We start from the raw sequence: 17,392 nt of genomic DNA, 5'->3' as shown, positions 1-17,392 counted from the left end.
TTCCAGCACATACGCAACGTAACCGCATGATCACATTCATCGTGGACAGGCACGCGCGCGTGGCCCGCGCGGCACACTGTCGGCGCAGCGCCTCGGCCCGGCCCTCTCCCACCCCTCCCCCGGCGCCCTGTGCGGTGCGATGCTGGAAGCACCAGCGAGCTCCTCGTTCTCCTCGGGGAAGGGGTTGTGCCGTGCTGCAGGTCGCCGTCGTCGGCTCAGGGCCGAGTGGGGTGTACGCCGCGCAGGGTCTCGTCCAGCAGGAGCGGGTGCCCGGAATCCGGGTGGACGTTCTGGACCGGCTGCCGTGCCCGTACGGTCTGGTGCGCTACGGAGTGGCGCCCGACCACGAGAAGATCAAGTCGCTGCAGGGCACGCTGCGCACGGTCCTTGAGCACGAGCGGGTGCGGTTCCTCGGCGGGGTCCGGATCGGCCCGGAAGGTCTGCCCGCCGTCCGGCTCCGGGACCTCTACCACGCGGTCGTGTACTGCGTGGGCGCCGCCACCGACCGGCACCTCGGAGTGCCGGGCGAGGAGTTGCCGGGCAGTTGGTCGGCGACCGACTTCGTGTCCTGGTACAGCGCGCACCCGGACGTCGTGTCCGACGGTTTCGTGGCCGGCGCGCGGGCGGCGGTCGTCATCGGCGTGGGGAACGTGGCGGTGGACGTGACCCGGATACTGGCCCGCGGCGCCGCGGAACTGAGTGCGACCGACATGCCCCAGGCGGCACTCGCCGCCCTCGCCGACAGCCAGGTGCGGGAGATCCAGATGGTGGGGCGGCGCGGCCCCTCGCAGGCGCGCTTCACCACCAAGGAACTGCGGGAGCTGGGCAGCCTGCCGGACACCGAAGTGGTCGTGGATCCGGCGGAGTTGGCGCTCGATCCGGCGTACCTGGATCCGTCCGTCCTGCCCGCCGCGCAGCGGCGCAACGTGGAGGTGCTGCGCGGGTGGGCCGCGCGTCCGCCGTCCGCCGGTTCCCGGCGGATCCGGCTCCGCTTCTTCCTGCGGCCGGTCGCACTGCTCCCGGACGGCGGCGGGCGCGTGGGCACGGTCCGCTTCGAACGGACCCTCCCGGACGGCCTCGGCGGCGTGACGGGCACGGGGCGTTACGAGGACATCGGGGCCCAGTTGGTCCTGCGCTCGGTCGGCTATCGCGGGGTTCCGCTGGAGGGCCTGCCGTTCGACGCGGACCGCGGCACCGTTCCGCATCTCGCGGGCCGCGTCCTGCGGGAGGGCTCGGTCGCGCCCGGCGAGTACGTGGCCGGCTGGATCAAGCGCGGCCCGACGGGCGTGATCGGCACCAACCGCCCCTGCGCGAAGGAAACGGTGACGTCACTCCTGGAGGACGCCCCCGCCCTCGTGCACCGCGAGGTCCCGCCCGACCCGCTCGCCGCCCTGCGGTCCGAGGGCCTGCGCCCGGTCGACTGGTCGGGCTGGCAGTCGATCGAACGGGCGGAGGCGGCCCTGGGCGCCTCGCTGGGCAGGGGCGTGGTCAAACTCCCCGACTGGCAGGCACTGATGGAGGCGTCCGGGGCCGAGGGCACCCCGTAGGGGTCCCCCCGAAAGGGGCGCGGGGAACTGCGCGCCCCGCCACGTAGGACCCGCGGGTGACGAACGACCCCTCCGGGCAGGACACCAACCGGCAACACCCCTGAAATCAACAAATTGTTTAACCCCCGTACGGTCACGGACAGCCCCCTCTCCGCCACTCCTGGAGTCATACCCATGGCAACCCCCGCCCCTGAGCCCGCACGGCAAGTGCGCCCCGTGCGCCCCGTGCACCCTGTGGACGAGGTCCCACCCGTCCACAAACTCGCCGCGTTCGGTCTGCAGCACGTCCTCGCGATGTACGCGGGCGCCGTGGCCGTCCCCCTGATCGTCGGCAGCGCGATGAAGCTCCCGCCCGCGGACATGGCGTACCTGATCACCGCGGACCTGCTGGTGTGCGGCATCGCGACGCTCATCCAGTGCGTCGGCTTCTGGCGGTTCGGGGTGCGGCTGCCGATCATGCAGGGGTGCACCTTCGCGGCCGTGTCGCCGATGGTGCTGATCGGGACGGGCGGCGGCGGACTGCCCGCGATCTACGGCTCGGTGATCGTCGCCGGTCTCGCCATCATGCTGCTCGCACCGGTCTTCGGGAAGCTGCTGCGGTTCTTCCCGCCGCTCGTCACGGGCACGGTGATCCTGATCATCGGGCTCTCGCTGCTGCCGGTGGCCGGCAACTGGGCTGCGGGCGGCGCGGGTTCGGCGGACTTCGGTGAGCCGAAGAACCTGGCGCTGGCCGCCTTCGTGCTCGCGGTGGTGCTCGGTGTGCAGCGGTTCGCGCCGGCGTTCCTGAGCCGGATCGCGGTGCTGATCGGCATCGTCGTGGGTCTCGCGGTCGCGGTCCCGCTCGGCTTCACGGACTTCGGCGGGGTCGGGGACGCGCACTGGCTCGGCGTCAGCACGCCCTTCCACTTCGGCGCCCCCACCTTCGAGGCGTCGGCGATCGCGTCGATGCTGGTCGTGGCGCTGGTGACGATGACCGAGACGACCGGTGACTTCATCGCGGTGGGTGAGATGACCGGGCGGCGGATCGAGCCCCGGACGCTCGGCGACGGGCTGCGCGCCGACGGCCTGTCCACCGTCCTGGGCGGCGTGTTCAACACCTTCCCGTACACGGCGTACGCGCAGAACGTGGGCCTCGTCGGCATGACACGGGTCCGCAGCCGCTGGGTCGTGGCCGCCGCGGGCGGCATCCTCGTCCTGCTCGGCCTGCTGCCGAAGCTGGGCGCGGTGGTCGCGGCGATACCGGCTCCGGTGCTCGGCGGCGCGGGTCTGGTCATGTTCGGCACGGTCGCCGCGAGCGGGCTGCGGACCCTGGCCCAGGTGGACTTCAAGGGCAACGACAACCTGACGGTCGTGGCCGTCTCGGTGGCCGTGGGCATGCTGCCGGTCGGCGTTCCGACGGTGTACGAGAAGTTCCCCGACTGGTTCCAGACGGTGATGAACAGCGGTATCAGCGCGGGCTGTCTCACGGCGATCACACTGAACCTGCTCTTCAACCACCTCGCGGCGAAAGCCCGTGCAGGGGACCGCGACGGTGCGGCGACCCTCGACGGTGCGGCGGGCCCCGACGGTGCGGCGGATCCCGGGATTCCCGCACAGGCCGGTTCAGCGGCCCCCGAGCCGGACGGCCTGCCGGGCGGCCGCGGCGAGGACGCTGTCGAGAAGACCCGGGAAGAGTCCGTCTAGGTCGTCCCGGCGCAGCCCGTTCATCTTGGCGGTGCCCCGGTAGATCTGCCGGATCACCCCGGCCTCGCGCAGCACCCGGAAGTGGTGCGTGGTCGTGGACTTGGTGACGGGCAGGTCGAAGTGCGAACAGGAGAGCTCGTCGCCGTCGGCGGCCAGCTCCCGCACGACCTGGAGCCGCAGCGGGTCGGAGAGCGCGTGCAGCACGGCCTCCAGCCGGATCTCCGCGCGCTGCGGATGCGGCAGGTCGCGGCTGCTGCCGGTCGGGGCGGCGATCGTCACGGCGGCTCCAGTACGTCGGGTCCGGAGGTCTCCCCGGAGCCCCCCATTGTACGAGAGCCTTCGTAGTTTGACATCCACCGTACTACGATGCCTATCGTACGAGTTGACCACCCCGCCCCGCCATGATTGGAGTCCGCCGTGAGCGCGCTCTTCGAGCCCTACACCCTGCGCGAGCTGACCGTCCCGAACCGGGTCTGGATGCCGCCGATGTGCCAGTACTCGGCCGCGCCGGAGGGACCCGAGGCGGGCGCGCCGAACGACTGGCACCTCCAGCACTACGGGGCCCGTGCCGCCGGCGGAGCGGGCCTGATCATCGTCGAGGCCACCGCGGTCAGCCCCGAGGGCCGGATCTCACCGTACGACCTGGGCATCTGGAACGACACCCAGGTCGAGGCGTTCCGGCGGATCACGCGCTTTCTGGTGTCGCAGGGCACGGTCCCGGCGATCCAGCTCGCGCACGCCGGCCGCAAGGCCTCGACGGACCGCCCCTGGACGGGCGGCGCGCCGGTCGGACCCGACGCGCACGGCTGGCAGGCGCTCGCGCCGAGCCCGCTCGCCTTCGACGAGAACCACCCGGTGCCCACCGAGCTGACGGTGGACGGGATCCGCGAGGTCGTCGGCCAGTTCGCCGACGCCGCACGGCGGGCGCTGGACGCCGGCTTCCAGATCGCCGAGATCCATGGCGCCCACGGCTATCTGATCGGCGAGTTCCTCTCCCCGCACTCCAACCGGCGCACGGACGCGTACGGCGGCTCGTGGGAGAACCGCGTGCGCTTCGCCCTTGAGGTCGTCGACGCCGTGCGCGAGGTGTGGCCCGACGACAAGCCGCTGTTCTTCCGTATCTCGGCCACCGACTGGCTGGCGGAGAACGGCTGGACGGCCGACGATACGGTCCGTCTCGCCGCCGAGCTGACCGCCCACGGTGTCGACCTGATCGACGTGTCCACGGGCGGCAACGCGGCCGGTGTACGCATCCCGGTCGGGCCCGGCTACCAGGTCCCCTTCGCCGCCCGCATCAAGGACGAGACCTCCATGGCCGTCGCCGCCGTCGGTCTCATCACCGAAGTCGAGCAGGCCGAGAAGATCCTCGCCAACGGCGAGGCGGACGCCGTGCTGCTCGGCCGGGAACTGCTGCGCAACCCGTCGTGGGCCCGGCACGCGGCCCGCGAACTCGGGGGCGCCGTGCACGTACCGGACCAGTACCACCGTTCGGTCTGACGGGACCTGCACCGGGGTCCGTCGGAATCTGTCACCCGGGGTCCGTCGGGATCTGTCGTCCCGGGCTCCGTCGGGATCTGCCGTCCCGGGTCCGTCGCCGGTCGGGGACTACCGTCGGCGTTCGAGCCAGTCCGCGAAGCGGGTCTCGGCGAGATGGGCCCCGGGGCCGGGCAGCAGCTCGCGACCCTGGGGGTTCGCGCCGAAGTAGCCGACGGACTCGTCGGTGACGACCTCGCGCGGGTCCTTCTCGGCCGCCAGGCCCGTGCGGACGAACTCGTCGAGGTGCAGCTCCTCGGGTCCCGCCACCTCGGTGGTGCCGTTCAGCGGAGCCGCCACGGCGACCCGGGCGACCGCCGCGACCACGTCGTCGGACGCGAGGGGCTGCAGGAGCGAGGAAGGCAGCCGGACCGTGTCGCCTTCGGTGGACCCGGCCGCGATGCCCCGCACGAACTCGAAGAACTGCGTGGCACGCACGACGGAGTACGGGATTCCGGACCCCTTGATCAGCTCCTCCTGCGCGACCTTGGCCCGCAGGTAGCCCGAGTCGGGCAGCGCGTCGCTGCCCACGACCGACAGGGCGACGTGGTGCCCCACGCCCGCCGCGGCCTCGGCCGCGACGAGGTTGCCCGTGGACGTGCGGAAGAACTCCAGCACCGCGCTGTCCTCGAAGGAGGGCGAGTTGGACACGTCGACGACGACCGCCGCGCCCTTCAGCGCCTCGTCGAGGCCCTCGCCGGTGATGCTGTTGACGCCGGTGTTCGGGGAGGCCGGGAGGGCGTCGTGGCCGTCCGCCCGAAGGCTGTCCACCAGTTTCGACCCGATGAGCCCGGTACCGCCGATCACTACGATCTTCATGGAGCGACCCTTCCGCTTTCGTCCGTCGGAATCGGACGTGTTCACCATGCTGACCGGGCAGGGTCCTGATCCGTGACAGCCGGCGCCGCCTCAGCCGGTTTTCCACCTCCATTGGGGGCCGACCCGCTCCCACTCCGTGTCCCACCGGTCGAGCCGCCGGCGCTCCAGGCGCCCCGTGACCAGCCGCCCGCCCGCGAGGGGCACGAGCGTCGCTGTCGCCCCCACCAGGACACCGATGAGTCCCGCCCGCAGGCTCGCCTGGGCCTGCGTGGCGGGTCTGGTGACCAGGCGTCCCTGGAGATCGCTCCACACCGTGACCCGGGTCCCCGCGGCGCTGCCCGGATCGACCCGGGTCTGCCCCTCGTGGGTGGAGCCGTCCGCGACGGACCAGCGGACCTCGGCCCACACCTGCTCGGAACCGGAGGCTGTGCCCGGCGCGCGCTCGGTGAGCAGCGCGGTCACGGGGCGCCACTCCACGCGCTCCCGCGCGAGACCGAGTTCGACGGACCGGGTCGCCCACAGGCCCGCGAGAGTCCCCACGAGCAGGGCCAGGAGCCCGGCGGTGAGCAGGGTCCAGGCCTCGATCCTGTCGCTGCGCCGCCGCAGCGGATTGGGCCACCAACGCCACAGCAACGCCCTCGGACCACGCAAAGCCGCCATCGGGGCCCCTCTCCACACGCGCACACCGGACCCCCTCCCATACGGGCGAGGCCGCCCGCTTGCTCACGAGACCTGCCCCACATCGCTGGTGCACCGCCGGCACCTCTTGGGAATCGCCCTGACCTGCACCGATATGGCGTCCAGGGGTGACTGTCAGTGGTGGGGTGCAGACTGGCCGATATCTGAGACAACGACGTCCGGAGGTGGATCGGCATGACCGAGGTTCTGCTCACGGTTGGCACGCGCAAAGGACTGTTCGTCGGGCGGCGGCGCGGTGGCGCGTGGGAGTTCGACGACAGCCCGTACTTCAATGCCCAGGCGGTCTACTCGGTCGCCATCGACACCCGTCGTGACGTGCCGAGACTTCTCGTGGGAGGCGACAGCGCGCACTGGGGCCCGTCGGTGTTCCACTCCGACGACCTGGGGCGCACCTGGACCGAACCGGCCAAGGCCGCCGTCAAGTTCCCCCAGGACACGGGTGCTTCGCTGGAGCGGGTCTGGCAGCTGCACCCGGCGGCGGCCGAGCCGGACGTGGTGTACGCGGGCACGGAGCCCGCCGCGCTGTACCGCTCGACGGACCGCGGCGAGTCCTTCGAGCTCGTCCGCCCGCTCTGGGAGCACCCCACCCGCTCCCGGTGGGTGCCGGGTGGCGGCGGGGAGGGTCTGCACACGATCCTGACCGACGCCCGCGATCCGCGGGCGGTGACGGTCGCCGTGTCCACGGCCGGTGTCTTCCGTACGGAGGACGGCGGGAAGAGCTGGTCGCCGTCCAACTCCGGGGTCGCGGCGGTGTTCCTGCCCGATCCGAACCCGGAGTTCGGCCAGTGCGTCCACAAGGTCACGCAGGACGCGGCCACCCCCGACCGGCTCTATCTGCAGAACCACTGGGGTGTGTACCGCAGCGACGACGCCGGGGCGCACTGGACGGACATCGGCGAGGGCCTGCCGTCCACGTTCGGCTTCGCCGCTGCCGCGCATCCCCACCGCGGCGGCACCGCGTACGTGTTCCCCATCACCGCCGACTCCGACCGGGTCCCGGCGGACCGCCGATGTCGTGTCTTCCGCACGGCGGACGCGGGCAAGAGCTGGGAGCCTCTCACCGCGGGGCTGCCGCAGGAGGACCACTACGGCACGGTGCTGCGGGACGCCCTGTGCACGGACGGCGCGGACCCGGCGGGCGTGTACTTCGGCAACCGCAACGGCGAGGTGTTCGCGTCTGCCGACGACGGCGACACCTGGCAGCAACTGGCGTCGCATCTGCCGGACGTGCTCTGCGTACGGGCGGCGGTGATCGACTGAGCGGCGCCCCACAGGCGGTCCTTGACAGCCGGGCCACCGCACGCCCCGGAGCGGAACGTGCGGTGCCACCGACGGGTGCTGCTCACGCAGGCGGGACGCGGGTCGGCGTGTCCGGCGCCGCAGGGGCGGGCCACGAGAACCGCCGCCCGCTCACCCCACAGTCGCCTGCTTCGGGTCGCGCAGTCGCCTACTTCGGGTCGCGGTTGAACTGCGCCCTCGACCAGCGGTAGCCGAGCGCGGTGAGGCCGAGGCACCAGACGACGACGAGCCATCCGTTGTGGCCGATCTCGGTGCCGAGAAGGAGGCCGCGCAAGGTCTCGATGGCGGGTGTGAAGGGCTGGTACTCGGCGATGGGCTGGAACCAGCCGGGCATCGCGTCGATGGGGACGAAGGCGCTGGAGATGAGGGGCAGGAGGATCAGCGGCATGGCGTTGTTGCTGGCGGCTTCGGCGTTGGGACTGCCCATACCCAGGCCGACCCCCATCCAGGTGAAGGCCAGGGCGACCAGTACGAGCAGTCCGAATGCCGCGATCCACTCCAGGACGGTGGCGTCGGTGGAGCGGAAGCCCATGGCGACGGCGACGGCGCCGACGAGAACGACACTGATGATCGCCTGCAGCACGCTGCCGACGACGTGTCCGAAGAGCACGGAGCCGCGATGGATGGCCATGGTGCGGAAGCGGGCGACGATGCCCTCGTTCATATCGGTGGCGACGGACACGGCCGTGCCGACGACGTTGGAGCCGATGGTCATGAGGAGGATGCCGGGGACGATGTAGGCGATGTACTCGGAGCGGTCGGCCCCACCGCCGCCGATGCCCGCGCTCATCGCGTCGCCGAAGACGTAGACGAAGAGCAGGAGCAGCATGATCGGGGTGAGCAGCAGGTTCAGGGTGAGCGACGGGTAGCGCCGGGCGTGCAGGAGGTTGCGGCGCAGCATCGTGGACGAGTCGCGCACGGCGAGGGAGAGGGAACTCATCGGGCTGTCTCCTTGGGGAGATGGGGCTGATCGGCCGGGGCGGCGGTACCGGTCAGGGCGAAGAAGACGTCGTCGAGGTCGGGGGTGTGCACGGTCAGCTCGTCGGCCTCGATACCGGTGGAGTCGAGCCAGTCGAGGATGGAGCGCAGCTCGCGCTGGCTGCCGTCGCTGGGGATCTGCAGCGCCAGCGCCTCGTCGTCGCGGGTCACCTCGCGCAACGCGGTGGCGGCGGACTGATAGGCGGTCGGGTCGGTGAAGCGGAGCCGGATGTGTCCGCCGGGGATGAGCCGCTTGAGTTCGGCGGCGGTGCCGTGGGCGGCGATCTTCCCGTCGTTGAGTACGGCGATGCGGTCGGCGAGTTCGTCGGCTTCTTCGAGGTACTGGGTGGTGAGGAAGACGGAGACGCCGCCTGTGACCAGTTCGCGGATGATCTGCCACATGTTGTGGCGGCTGCGGGGGTCGAGGCCGGTGGTCGGTTCGTCGAGGAAGATGATTTGCGGGCTGCCGACCAGGGTCATGGCGATGTCGAGGCGGCGCTTCATACCGCCGGAGTAGGTGGAGGCGGGCTTCTTGGCAGCCTCCACCAGGTCGAAGCGCTCCAGCAGTTCGGCGGCGGCCCGGCGGCCCTCGGTCTTGGACAAGTGGTGCAGGTCGGCCATGAGGAGCATGTTCTCCTCGCCGGTGATCAGCCCGTCGACCGCGGAGAACTGCCCGGTGACACCGATCATGGCCCGGACCGCCTGCGGGTCGGCGCGGAGGTCGTGGCCGCCGACACTGATCGCGCCGGAGGCGGGGTCGGGGGAGATCAGCGTGGAGAGGACCTTGACGGCGGTGGTCTTGCCGGACCCGTTCGGGCCGAGCAGGGAGAAGATCGTTCCTTCGGGGACGACCAGGTCGATGCCGTCGAGCACGACCTTGTCGCCGTAGGACTTGCGCAGCCCGTTCGCCGCGATGGCCAGATTGGTCACAGGAGTGCTCCTCGGAGGCTTCGGGCGGTGATGTCGCCGTGCGCGGTGGTCGCGTGGATGTCCAGGTCGACGGCAGTGCCGCCGGCGTTCTTGAGCGGGTGGTGGATGCGGCCGAAGGTGGTGCCGTCGTCCGGGGAGGCGGAGAGTCCGCGAGCGGCGCCGACCGGCAGGTCCCCGGCCTCGGTGCACGGCGTGCGCGTGATGCGCACGCTCTTGAGGGCGACGGCACCCCCGAACGTACCCGTCGATGCGGCGGAAGGCCTCAACGCGCCCGCCCGCAACGGAAGTTGTTGTCTCACGCCTGGTCCGCCCCGCGCACCACGATGTCGCCGCTGCTGGTGACCGCGTGGACCTCAAGGTCGGCGTCGTCGCGGACGAACGACTCGGCCGGGCCGAGCGAGTTGTGCACCGTGCCGATCTTGGACTTGGTCTGGAGGTCGAGCCAGGCGGTGGCGCCCTCGCGGACACCCACCTCGATCTCACCGGCCGAGGTCTTCAACTCCAGCCGGCCCCCGAGCGCCTCGTTGACGCGGATGTGGCCGTTGCTGGACCGAACGGTGACGGTGGTGTGGGCCACACCGACGATGAGGTCGCCGTTGCCGGCGGTCGCCTTGACCGGTCCGGTGACCTCCTTGACGTGTATTGCGCCGTTGGAGTTCTTGAGGGTCAACGCCCCGTCGACACTGCCCAGCCGGATGTCGCCGGAGCCGGCCCGGATGTCGGCGTCACCGGAGACGGAGCCGACCGCGATGTCGCCGGAGCCGCTCTGCAACTGAACCTCACCGGTGCGGTCCAGTTGGATCTCGCCGAAGTCGGTGGTGAACTCGCAGCCGGCCAGCTCACCCACGCAGTAGAGGGCGCCCATGTCGCTCTTCCCGGACAGCCGTGACCCGGCGGGCAGTTCGACGGAGATGTCGACCGAGCCGCCGCCGTCGAGGAAGCTGCGCTTGCGGGGGCCTTCGATCACCAACTCGGTGCCGGAGCAGTCGACATGGGTCCGCTCGGCGGCCTTCCGGTCCCGCTCGCTGTTCTGGTCACTGGGTTTCACCTCGACCACGGTCTCCGACCTCGTGCCGGCCGTGACGCGCACGGCTCCCCGGGGCAGCCAGAGATTCACGGAAAGGGGTGACGGAGTGGCGAAAGCAGGCATGGCGGGTCCCGTCCTGTTCGGTCTGTGGTGCGTCCTCGCACACCCGGGGGCGCGGCACGGACTGCGGTGAGCGGAGTGCGGATTGCGGCGGTGTACGAGCGCGGCGCGCCCCGCCTCCACCATCGTGGCACCATGATGGCGCCACCGCAAGCCGCTTTGGCGTTACATGGCACCGCCACCCAGTCGGCGTCCTCTTCGGCATCCTCTTCGGCGGCTCCCAGGCGTCGTCTTCGGGGTCCACGTCAGACGGCAGCGGACAACTCCGGCCCGGTGTCCGTGAACCGGCGAAGCACTTGACCGCCCCACGGCCCCCGCGCACACGGACCGGCGGCTCGATCGGCAGACAGGCAGGCAGACAGGCAAGCAAGCAAGGGGGCACGTAGGCAAGGGGGGCACGCAGCGCCACGGCCCGGGCGGCCGTCGCCGTACGGCAGCGACGGGCAGGTCCGGCCGTCGCCGGTACCGCCTGCCGAGCCGCACTCAACCCCTGCGGCGCCCGAGCATTCTCACGGTTACGGACACCGCTGTCCGGCTCTCACCCAGGGCGGATCACACGCGCCGGACGGCGATGTCTCCCCGCGAGGTGCTGGCGTACACCTCTACCCGCGCATCGGCGGTCCCGGGACTGTCCGTCGCGGTCATGAAGTTGTACACACGCCCCGACTTGGTCCGTACGTCGAGGAACGCCGAGGTGCCCGCACGGATACCGATGTCCAGCTGACCGCTGGAGGTCCCGAGCATCACCGAACCGTGCACCACTTCGCTGATCCGGATGTCACCGTTGGCGGTCTTGGCCTCCACGGCCGCGAGCGCCCGGTCGACGGAGATGCCGCCGTTGGCGGCCTTCACCCGCAGGTCACCGGTCACCGACCGCACCACGGTGTCTCCGTTGGAGTTCTTGATCACGGCCTGGCCCTCGATCTCGCCGATCCGCACGGCGCCGGACCCGGTGGTGACTTCGGCTGCGCCCTCGACCCGGTCCGCGGAGATGTCCCCGAGCGAACTGGCGGCGATGAGCGGACCGGTCTCCTGCAACCGGACATCGCCGATGGACGTCTTGAAGCGGCACTCCCCCAGCCGGCCGGTGCCTCGGAAAGCCGCCGTCTGCGCGACCGCCCGGATCTCGGATCCCGACGGCAGTTCGACCCGCACATCGATGGACCCGGCCCGGCCGAACAGCTGGCGCTGCTTGGGCCCCTTCACCAGCAGCTGGCCACCCGCGTACTCGACCCGAGTGTTCTCGGCGGCCTTGACGTCGAGTTCGTTGCGCGGGTCGCTCGGATGCACGTCGACGACCGTGTCGATGCGGTCTCCAGCGTCGAGACGTACGTCACCGACCGACAGGTCGATGGTCACCGTGATCGGCTGTGGTGTCTCGAAGGCTGGCATTGCCGCCCTTCCTGATTGACCGGCCAGACGTGCGGCCGACCGGATGCATGGCCGGCGGTACCGAAACGCAGCACTTGGGAAACAGCGCCGGTGGTCAGTTCACCCAGCCGCTGAATTGCGAACTTCCACGAGCGGCGCGCCGCTCGGGCACGCGAGAGCGGTTCTCCGTCTCAAGCATCTCGGACACCGCACGGACCAGCCAGGCATTGACGGACAGCCGTTCCCGGCTCGCGGCCTCTTCGATTCGCGCCTTGAGATACTCCGGGGGACGAAAGTTGATACGCGAGGTGGCGCCGTCGTCGCCGCCCGCCACCGCGGACAGAGCGGGCCGTCCGGAATTCTCCTCGCGCGGGAAGTCTTCCTCGGGTTTGTCTTCGAATCCGTGGGCCGCGGGGGGCAGCGTCACCACGAAACTCGGATCGAGCCCGCGCAGCCGGATCTCCACCGAGCCAGGCGCCAACTCACGGGTGATCTCGTCCGCGGCGGCCGACAACGCTTCGAGCAGGGCGAGCCGGACGACCGACGACAGCGGCGCGACCAGACGTTCAGCCAGTTCACGTGACGCTTCGTCACCCGTCTCGGCCGCGGCGACGAACTCCTGCCGCAAGCTGTCGACGTACCGCGTGAGGTCCATAGCGCCAAGATTGCACCACAATGGTGCCACGCGCAACCTGGATACCTGTCCCGTCGACGGGACAGATCCCGATGCCCCCTTCGGACTCGGGCTTTACCGCGTCTGCCCGAATGCGCTGAGCCGCATTTATCCGGTGCCGCTGATTTCTGGTTCACCATTCCCCGGCCGAGGGGTATGTTTGCCGTCGCTGGAATCAGAAAGTGCGAAAGTCCCAAGCGGGTGCGGTAATCCCGCACTACGGGGAAACGGGAAATGGCGTACTGTCGCGCACCGTCTGGCAGTTCGCTCCCAGGTCCGCACGGCCCCTGCCAAAGAAGCGCGGCCGTGCGGGCCTTCCACAGGAATTGAAGAACCGCAGGAATTGACATAAACGGCTGAGCCGGTTGATTTACCGGATGCACCGGCGGCGTCGGCCGCATTCAGTGATCCAGCAGCGGGAGGATCGGAAATGACGCATTACCCGGCCGCGAGGTCCGCCGTCTCCACGCGGGCGGCCCGGCTGCCGAACAGCGGCCTGGCCGAGGTGTTCATGCTCGGACGAAGCACCGACGCCATAGATCTGGCGATCGGCACCCCGGGTTATCCCGATACCCCGACGGCGATGATCGAGGAGGCGTCCCGTGCCATGCGGGCGGGACACAACCAGTACGAGAATCCCGCCGGCGGACAGTTGCTGCGACAGCGGATCGCCGAGATGCTCAGCGCTCCCACCGACGCCGACACCGAGATAACCGTCACCGCCGGAGCGACCGAGGCCCTGTACCTCGCACTGCTGGCGACCATCGACCCCGGCGACGAGGTCATCGTGTTCACCCCGGGCTTCGACCAGTTCGCCGCCGCCATCGAACTGGTCGGCGGAATTCCACGGTTCGTCGAGCTGGAGGCGCCCGAGTGGCGCTTCGACCCCGCCACGCTGGCGGCGGCCTTCACCGCAAGGACCCGGGCCATCGTCCTGAACACTCCGAGCAACCCCACCGGACGGGTGCTCAGCCATGACGAGCTGACCGGGCTGGCCGAGCTGTGCGAGCGCTGGAACGTCACCGTCATCAGCGACGAGGTCTACAGCACCTATGTCTTCGACGGCCGGCGTCACCTCTCCGTCGCCGACGTCCCCGGCCTCTGCGAGCGCAGCATCGTGGTCGGTTCGCTGTCCAAGAGCCATGCGGTGAGCGGCTGGCGACTGGGCTTCCTGCGTGCCGATCCCGCACGCACCCAGGTGCTTCAGCGGGTGCATCAGCTGACCACCCTGGGCACCGCCGCCCCGTTGCAGCACGCCGCCGGCCTGGCCATCCAGTCGGTGGACCGGGCAGCCGTGGCCGCGCAGATGTCGGCGCGGCGCGACCTGGCACAGGACATCTTCTCCCGGCTGGGCATGAAGTTCGCTCCGGTGGAGGGCGGTTGCTATCTGTTCGCGGACATCAGCCCGCTCACCGGTGGACGGCAGAACAGCAAGGAGTTCATGCGTGACCTCGTCAACCGCTGCCGGGTGCTGATCGTCCCGGGCGGCGCCTTCTTCGCCGACCCCGCCGACGGGGACCAGTACGTGCGCATCGCGTTCAACCGTCCGCTGGAGACCCTGCGCACGGCCGGACGGCAACTGCTGCCGGAGTGACCGCAGGGCCCGCGCCCGACGCACCGGTGGCACGGCACGGTCCGGGCGGCACGGCCCCCTACAAGCCCCATAGAACGCCGCTGACCTGAAGTGAGGACCGCGTGTCTGTTGAGAATCGCCGCAGCGATACCGGAGGCGCTCGGGAGCCGATCGCCGTCATCGGGCTGTCGGACCGCTTCCCGAGTACGCCCGGCGACCCCGCCGGGGACACCGCCGGGGACTCCGCCGCCCACGACAGCTTCGACGCCGGTTTCTTCGACGCCGGTTTCTTCGGTGTCGCGCCGGAGGAGGCCACGGCGCTGGACGCGCGGCGGCGGACGATGCTGGAGCTGTGCTGGGAGGCGCTGGAATCGGCCGGTGTGCTGCCCGCCGAGCTCCGCGACGGCGGTACCGGGGTGTTTCTCGGCTCGGAACGGGCCGGCGTCGCCGATGTGGTCTCCTCGGTGTTCGGTCTGCGAGGACCCAGCGAGACGATCACGACCGGTGACGTCCCCGCGCTGACCGCCGTACGACGGGCCTGCGCTCAGCTGCGGGCGGGCGGCGGCGGGAGCGTACTCACCGGCGGCGAACCGACGGCGGACGGGGCGGGCGCCACGGGCGGCGCCGTGCTGGTCCTCAAGACACTTACCCGCGCGCTGGCCGACGGCGACCGGGTCCGTGCGGTACTGCGTGACACCGAGGACGCCGGGGACGCCGGGGACGGCGGGGACAGCGAAAACGGCGAGGACACCGCCGATCTGACCACTCTGGTCGAGCGGATCCGCGACGGCGGCGGCCGGCAGCCGGAGCGGGTGCCGACGAACGAGCCGGCCGCCTTCCGTAGCCGCGCGCTGCCCTGGATGCTGTCCGGGCACACCGCCGCAGCGCTGCGCGCCCAGGGAAGCAGGCTGCTCGCCCACCTCGACGAGGCCACCGGGCTCCCGGACGCTGTCGGGGCCGACGCACCGGGTGTCGCGGAGTACGGCCGCGCGCTGGCGGTGTCCCGCACCGCGTTCCGGCACCGGGCGGTCGTCCTGGCGGAGACCCGCGAGGAGTTCACCGGTGAACTGGCCGCGCTGGCCACCGGCCGCCGCAGCACGGGCCGGATCGGCGGTGCGGCCGGGCCCCGTGACCGCGTCGTGTTCGTCTTCCCCGGCCAGGGCTCGCAGTGGGCCGGCATGGCCGGCGACCTGCTGGACAGCTCGGACGTGTTCCGCGACCGCATCGACGACTGCGCCCGGGCCCTCGCCCCCTACATCGACTGGTCCCTGGAGGACGTGCTGCGCGACGCACCCGGCGCGCCGCCACTGACCCGCGACGACGTGGTGCAGCCCGCGCTGTTCGCCGTGCTGGTGGCGCTAGCCGACCTGTGGCAGTCGTTCGGCGTGCGTCCCTCGGCGGTGGTGGGGCACAGCAACGGGGAGATCGCCGCGGCCGTGGTCGCGGGGGGCCTGTCGCTGGAGGACGGGGCGCGCACGGTCGCGCTGTGGAGCAAGGCACAGGCCCGGCTCGCCGGCCTCGGCGCGATGATCTCCGTACCGCTGCCGTCGGCCGAGGTGCGGCCGCTGCTGGAACGCCACGCCGGGCGGCTGTCCCTCGCGGCGGTCAACGGACCACGGCTGGTGGTGCTGTCGGGCGACCGCGAGGTCGTCGACGAACTGCTGGCGGAGTTCACCGCTCAGGGCGTCCGGGCCCGGCGCATCCCGGTCGACGTGGCCGCGCACTCCGCGCACATCGAGCGGCTGCGCGAGGAACTGCTCGCCGATCTGGCGCCTGTGGCGCCACGCGCCGGGTCCGTGCCGTTCCACTCCACCGTCACGGGCGAGGTCCTGGACACCACCGCCCTCGACGCGGGCTACTGGTACCGCAATCTCCGCAGCACCATCGCGTTCGACCAGGTGGTCCGGTCGCTGGCGGACCACGACGCCTTTGTCGAGATCAGCCCGCACCCGGTGCTGACCATGGCGCTCGAACAGACCCTGGAGGAGGCGGAGTCGACGGCGACGGTGGTGAGCACGCTGCGCCGCGACCAGGACGGTCCGCGCCGCTTCCTCACCTCACTGGCCGAGTTGTACACGGCCGGCGCCGCGGTGGACTGGCGCCCGGCGTTCCCGGCCGATGCCGCGCCGGTCGACCTGCCCGGCTATCCGTTCGGTCACGCCGCGCGGCTGCCGGACACCGACGACGGTGCCGCGGCGCCCGGAGCACCGCACATCCCGGCGGAGCTGCGGACAGCGGGCCGGAGCGAGGAGGAGACCGCCCGCTTCCTGCTGGATCTCGTGCTCTCCGAGACCGCCGCGGTCCTGGGGCGCCAGGAGCACCCCGACGACCCGTCCGAGGCGTTCCGGGATCTGGGGCTGGAGTCGGCGACCGCCGTGGAGGTGCGCAACCGCCTGGTGGCCGCCACCGGCCTGCGGCTGCCGGCGACCCTCCTGTTCGACCACCCCTCTCCGGAGCGGCTGGTGGCGTTCCTCCAGGGCGAGTTGAGCGGCGTCCGGCCCGCGGACCGTACGGCGCCGCGCCGTACGGTCGCGGCACCCGACGAGCCCGTGGCGATCGTCTCCATGGCGTGCCGCTTCCCGGGCGGGGTGGCCACACCGGAGGAGCTGTGGAAACTGCTGATGGACGAACGGGACGTCATCGGTGAGTTCCCCGACAACCGCGGGTGGGACCTGGAGAGCCTTCTGGACGAAGCCCCGGACCGGTCGGGCACGTCGAGTACCCGGTACGGGGGTTTCCTGTACGACGCCGACCGGTTCGACGCCGAGTTCTTCGGCATCAGCCCGCGCGAGGCGCTGGGGATGGACCCGCAGCAGCGGCTGGTCATGGAGACCGTCTGGGAGTCCCTCGAACGGGCCGGGATGGACACGGCGGCCCTGCACGGCAGCCGCACCGGCGTGTACTTCGGCGCCATCGGCCAGGACTACGGCCCCCGCCTGCACGAGGCGGACGACGACGCCGGCGGCTATCTGCTCACCGGAAACTTCACCAGCGTGCTCTCGGGCCGCGTCTCCTACGCGCTCGGCCTGAGCGGTCCGGCCGTGACGGTGGACACCGCGTGCTCCTCGTCGCTGGTGGCGCTGCATCTGGCCGCGCAGGCGCTGCGGTCCGGCGAGGTCGACCTGGCACTGGCCGGCGGC

15 protein-coding genes are annotated in these 17,392 nt (G+C 71.2%); 6 read left to right on the top strand and 9 right to left on the bottom strand.

What is annotated here, in order from left to right; all coding sequences use genetic code 11:
* Positions 1-191: 191 nt before the first annotated feature.
* A complete protein-coding gene (locus ACH4DZ_RS41385) occupies positions 192-1,547 on the top strand; it encodes an FAD-dependent oxidoreductase (RefSeq protein ID WP_398294448.1) in 1,356 nt (451 codons plus the stop codon).
* 174 nt (positions 1,548-1,721) lie between these two features.
* Complete coding sequence (locus tag ACH4DZ_RS41380; RefSeq protein ID WP_398294446.1) at positions 1,722-3,230, top strand: nucleobase:cation symporter-2 family protein; 1,509 nt, start codon at positions 1,722-1,724, stop codon at positions 3,228-3,230.
* On the opposite strand, the gene ACH4DZ_RS41375 is transcribed toward ACH4DZ_RS41380, so the two are convergent.
* Positions 3,150-3,509 carry an ArsR/SmtB family transcription factor gene (locus ACH4DZ_RS41375; protein WP_384799254.1) on the bottom strand — a complete coding sequence of 120 codons (360 nt, stop codon included), beginning with the start codon at positions 3,507-3,509 and terminating at the stop codon, positions 3,150-3,152. The two genes, ACH4DZ_RS41380 and ACH4DZ_RS41375, sit on opposite strands and share 81 nt — an antisense overlap.
* A 138-nt stretch (positions 3,510-3,647) precedes the next feature.
* Between ACH4DZ_RS41375 and ACH4DZ_RS41370 the strand changes: the two genes are divergently transcribed.
* Positions 3,648-4,727, top strand: coding sequence for an NADH:flavin oxidoreductase/NADH oxidase (locus ACH4DZ_RS41370; protein WP_398294444.1), 1,080 nt, complete (start codon positions 3,648-3,650; stop codon positions 4,725-4,727).
* Between the two features lie 108 nt (positions 4,728-4,835).
* Here ACH4DZ_RS41370 and ACH4DZ_RS41365 read toward each other — a convergent pair whose 3' ends face one another.
* A complete protein-coding gene (locus ACH4DZ_RS41365; RefSeq protein ID WP_398294442.1) occupies positions 4,836-5,582 on the bottom strand; it encodes an SDR family oxidoreductase in 747 nt (248 codons plus the stop codon).
* A gap of 90 nt (positions 5,583-5,672) precedes the next feature.
* Entirely contained in the window at positions 5,673-6,242 is a 570-nt protein-coding gene (locus ACH4DZ_RS41360) for a hypothetical protein (RefSeq protein WP_398294440.1), read from the bottom strand.
* Between the two features lie 213 nt (positions 6,243-6,455).
* On the opposite strand from ACH4DZ_RS41360, the gene ACH4DZ_RS41355 reads away from it, so the two are divergent.
* Positions 6,456-7,541: a WD40/YVTN/BNR-like repeat-containing protein gene (locus ACH4DZ_RS41355; RefSeq protein ID WP_398294438.1), complete on the top strand. Its 1,086-nt coding sequence runs from the start codon at positions 6,456-6,458 to the stop codon at positions 7,539-7,541.
* A gap of 187 nt (positions 7,542-7,728) precedes the next feature.
* Here the strand turns inward: ACH4DZ_RS41355 and ACH4DZ_RS41350 are convergent, their stop codons facing one another.
* The 6 genes from ACH4DZ_RS41350 to ACH4DZ_RS41325 all read right to left on the bottom strand — a co-directional run bounded on the left by ACH4DZ_RS41350 (position 7,729) and on the right by ACH4DZ_RS41325 (position 12,661).
* Complete coding sequence (locus ACH4DZ_RS41350; RefSeq protein ID WP_398294436.1) at positions 7,729-8,520, bottom strand: ABC transporter permease; 792 nt, start codon at positions 8,518-8,520, stop codon at positions 7,729-7,731.
* Positions 8,517-9,488, bottom strand: a complete 972-nt coding sequence (locus tag ACH4DZ_RS41345) for an ATP-binding cassette domain-containing protein (RefSeq protein ID WP_398294434.1) — start codon at positions 9,486-9,488, stop codon at positions 8,517-8,519. Before ACH4DZ_RS41345 ends, ACH4DZ_RS41350 begins: the two co-directional genes overlap by 4 nt.
* On the bottom strand, positions 9,485-9,787 hold the full coding sequence (locus ACH4DZ_RS41340; protein ID WP_398294432.1) for a hypothetical protein: 303 nt from the start codon (positions 9,785-9,787) through the stop codon (positions 9,485-9,487). The genes ACH4DZ_RS41345 and ACH4DZ_RS41340 overlap by 4 nt, the downstream gene beginning before the upstream one ends.
* A complete protein-coding gene (locus ACH4DZ_RS41335) occupies positions 9,784-10,578 on the bottom strand; it encodes a DUF4097 family beta strand repeat-containing protein (RefSeq protein ID WP_398294430.1) in 795 nt (264 codons plus the stop codon). The genes ACH4DZ_RS41340 and ACH4DZ_RS41335 overlap by 4 nt, the downstream gene beginning before the upstream one ends.
* A gap of 609 nt (positions 10,579-11,187) precedes the next feature.
* Positions 11,188-12,027, bottom strand: coding sequence for a DUF4097 family beta strand repeat-containing protein (locus ACH4DZ_RS41330; RefSeq protein ID WP_398294428.1), 840 nt, complete (start codon positions 12,025-12,027; stop codon positions 11,188-11,190).
* 94 nt (positions 12,028-12,121) lie between these two features.
* Positions 12,122-12,661: a hypothetical protein gene (locus ACH4DZ_RS41325; RefSeq protein WP_398294426.1), complete on the bottom strand. Its 540-nt coding sequence runs from the start codon at positions 12,659-12,661 to the stop codon at positions 12,122-12,124.
* 448 nt (positions 12,662-13,109) lie between these two features.
* Here ACH4DZ_RS41325 and ACH4DZ_RS41320 point away from each other — a divergent pair, with 448 nt between their 5' ends.
* Both ACH4DZ_RS41320 and ACH4DZ_RS41315 read left to right on the top strand, forming a co-directional pair.
* A complete protein-coding gene (locus ACH4DZ_RS41320) occupies positions 13,110-14,273 on the top strand; it encodes a pyridoxal phosphate-dependent aminotransferase (protein WP_398294424.1) in 1,164 nt (387 codons plus the stop codon).
* A 101-nt stretch (positions 14,274-14,374) separates the two neighbouring features.
* A partial coding sequence (locus ACH4DZ_RS41315; RefSeq protein WP_398294422.1) for an acyltransferase domain-containing protein occupies positions 14,375-17,392 on the top strand: 3,018 nt, incomplete at its 3' end.

Source organism: Streptomyces sp. NPDC017991 (assembly GCF_044328075.1).
Taxonomy (GTDB): domain Bacteria; phylum Actinomycetota; class Actinomycetes; order Streptomycetales; family Streptomycetaceae; genus Streptomyces.
Note: the sequence above shows the minus strand (reverse complement) of the source record. Positions and strands in the feature narration are given on the sequence as shown.

Excerpts from the sequence above, each read along its gene's own strand:
- ACH4DZ_RS41380 (WP_398294446.1), top strand. The coding sequence starts at position 1,722 with ATGGCAACCCCCGCCCCTGAGCCCGCACGGCAAGTGCGCCCCGTGCGC.
- ACH4DZ_RS41365 (WP_398294442.1), bottom strand. The coding sequence starts at position 5,582 with ATGAAGATCGTAGTGATCGGCGGTACCGGGCTCATCGGGTCGAAACTG.
- ACH4DZ_RS41360 (WP_398294440.1), bottom strand. The coding sequence starts at position 6,242 with ATGGCGGCTTTGCGTGGTCCGAGGGCGTTGCTGTGGCGTTGGTGGCCC.
- ACH4DZ_RS41355 (WP_398294438.1), top strand. The coding sequence starts at position 6,456 with ATGACCGAGGTTCTGCTCACGGTTGGCACGCGCAAAGGACTGTTCGTC.
- ACH4DZ_RS41350 (WP_398294436.1), bottom strand. The coding sequence starts at position 8,520 with ATGAGTTCCCTCTCCCTCGCCGTGCGCGACTCGTCCACGATGCTGCGC.
- ACH4DZ_RS41330 (WP_398294428.1), bottom strand. The coding sequence starts at position 12,027 with ATGCCAGCCTTCGAGACACCACAGCCGATCACGGTGACCATCGACCTG.
- ACH4DZ_RS41325 (WP_398294426.1), bottom strand. The coding sequence starts at position 12,661 with ATGGACCTCACGCGGTACGTCGACAGCTTGCGGCAGGAGTTCGTCGCC.
- ACH4DZ_RS41320 (WP_398294424.1), top strand. The coding sequence starts at position 13,110 with ATGACGCATTACCCGGCCGCGAGGTCCGCCGTCTCCACGCGGGCGGCC.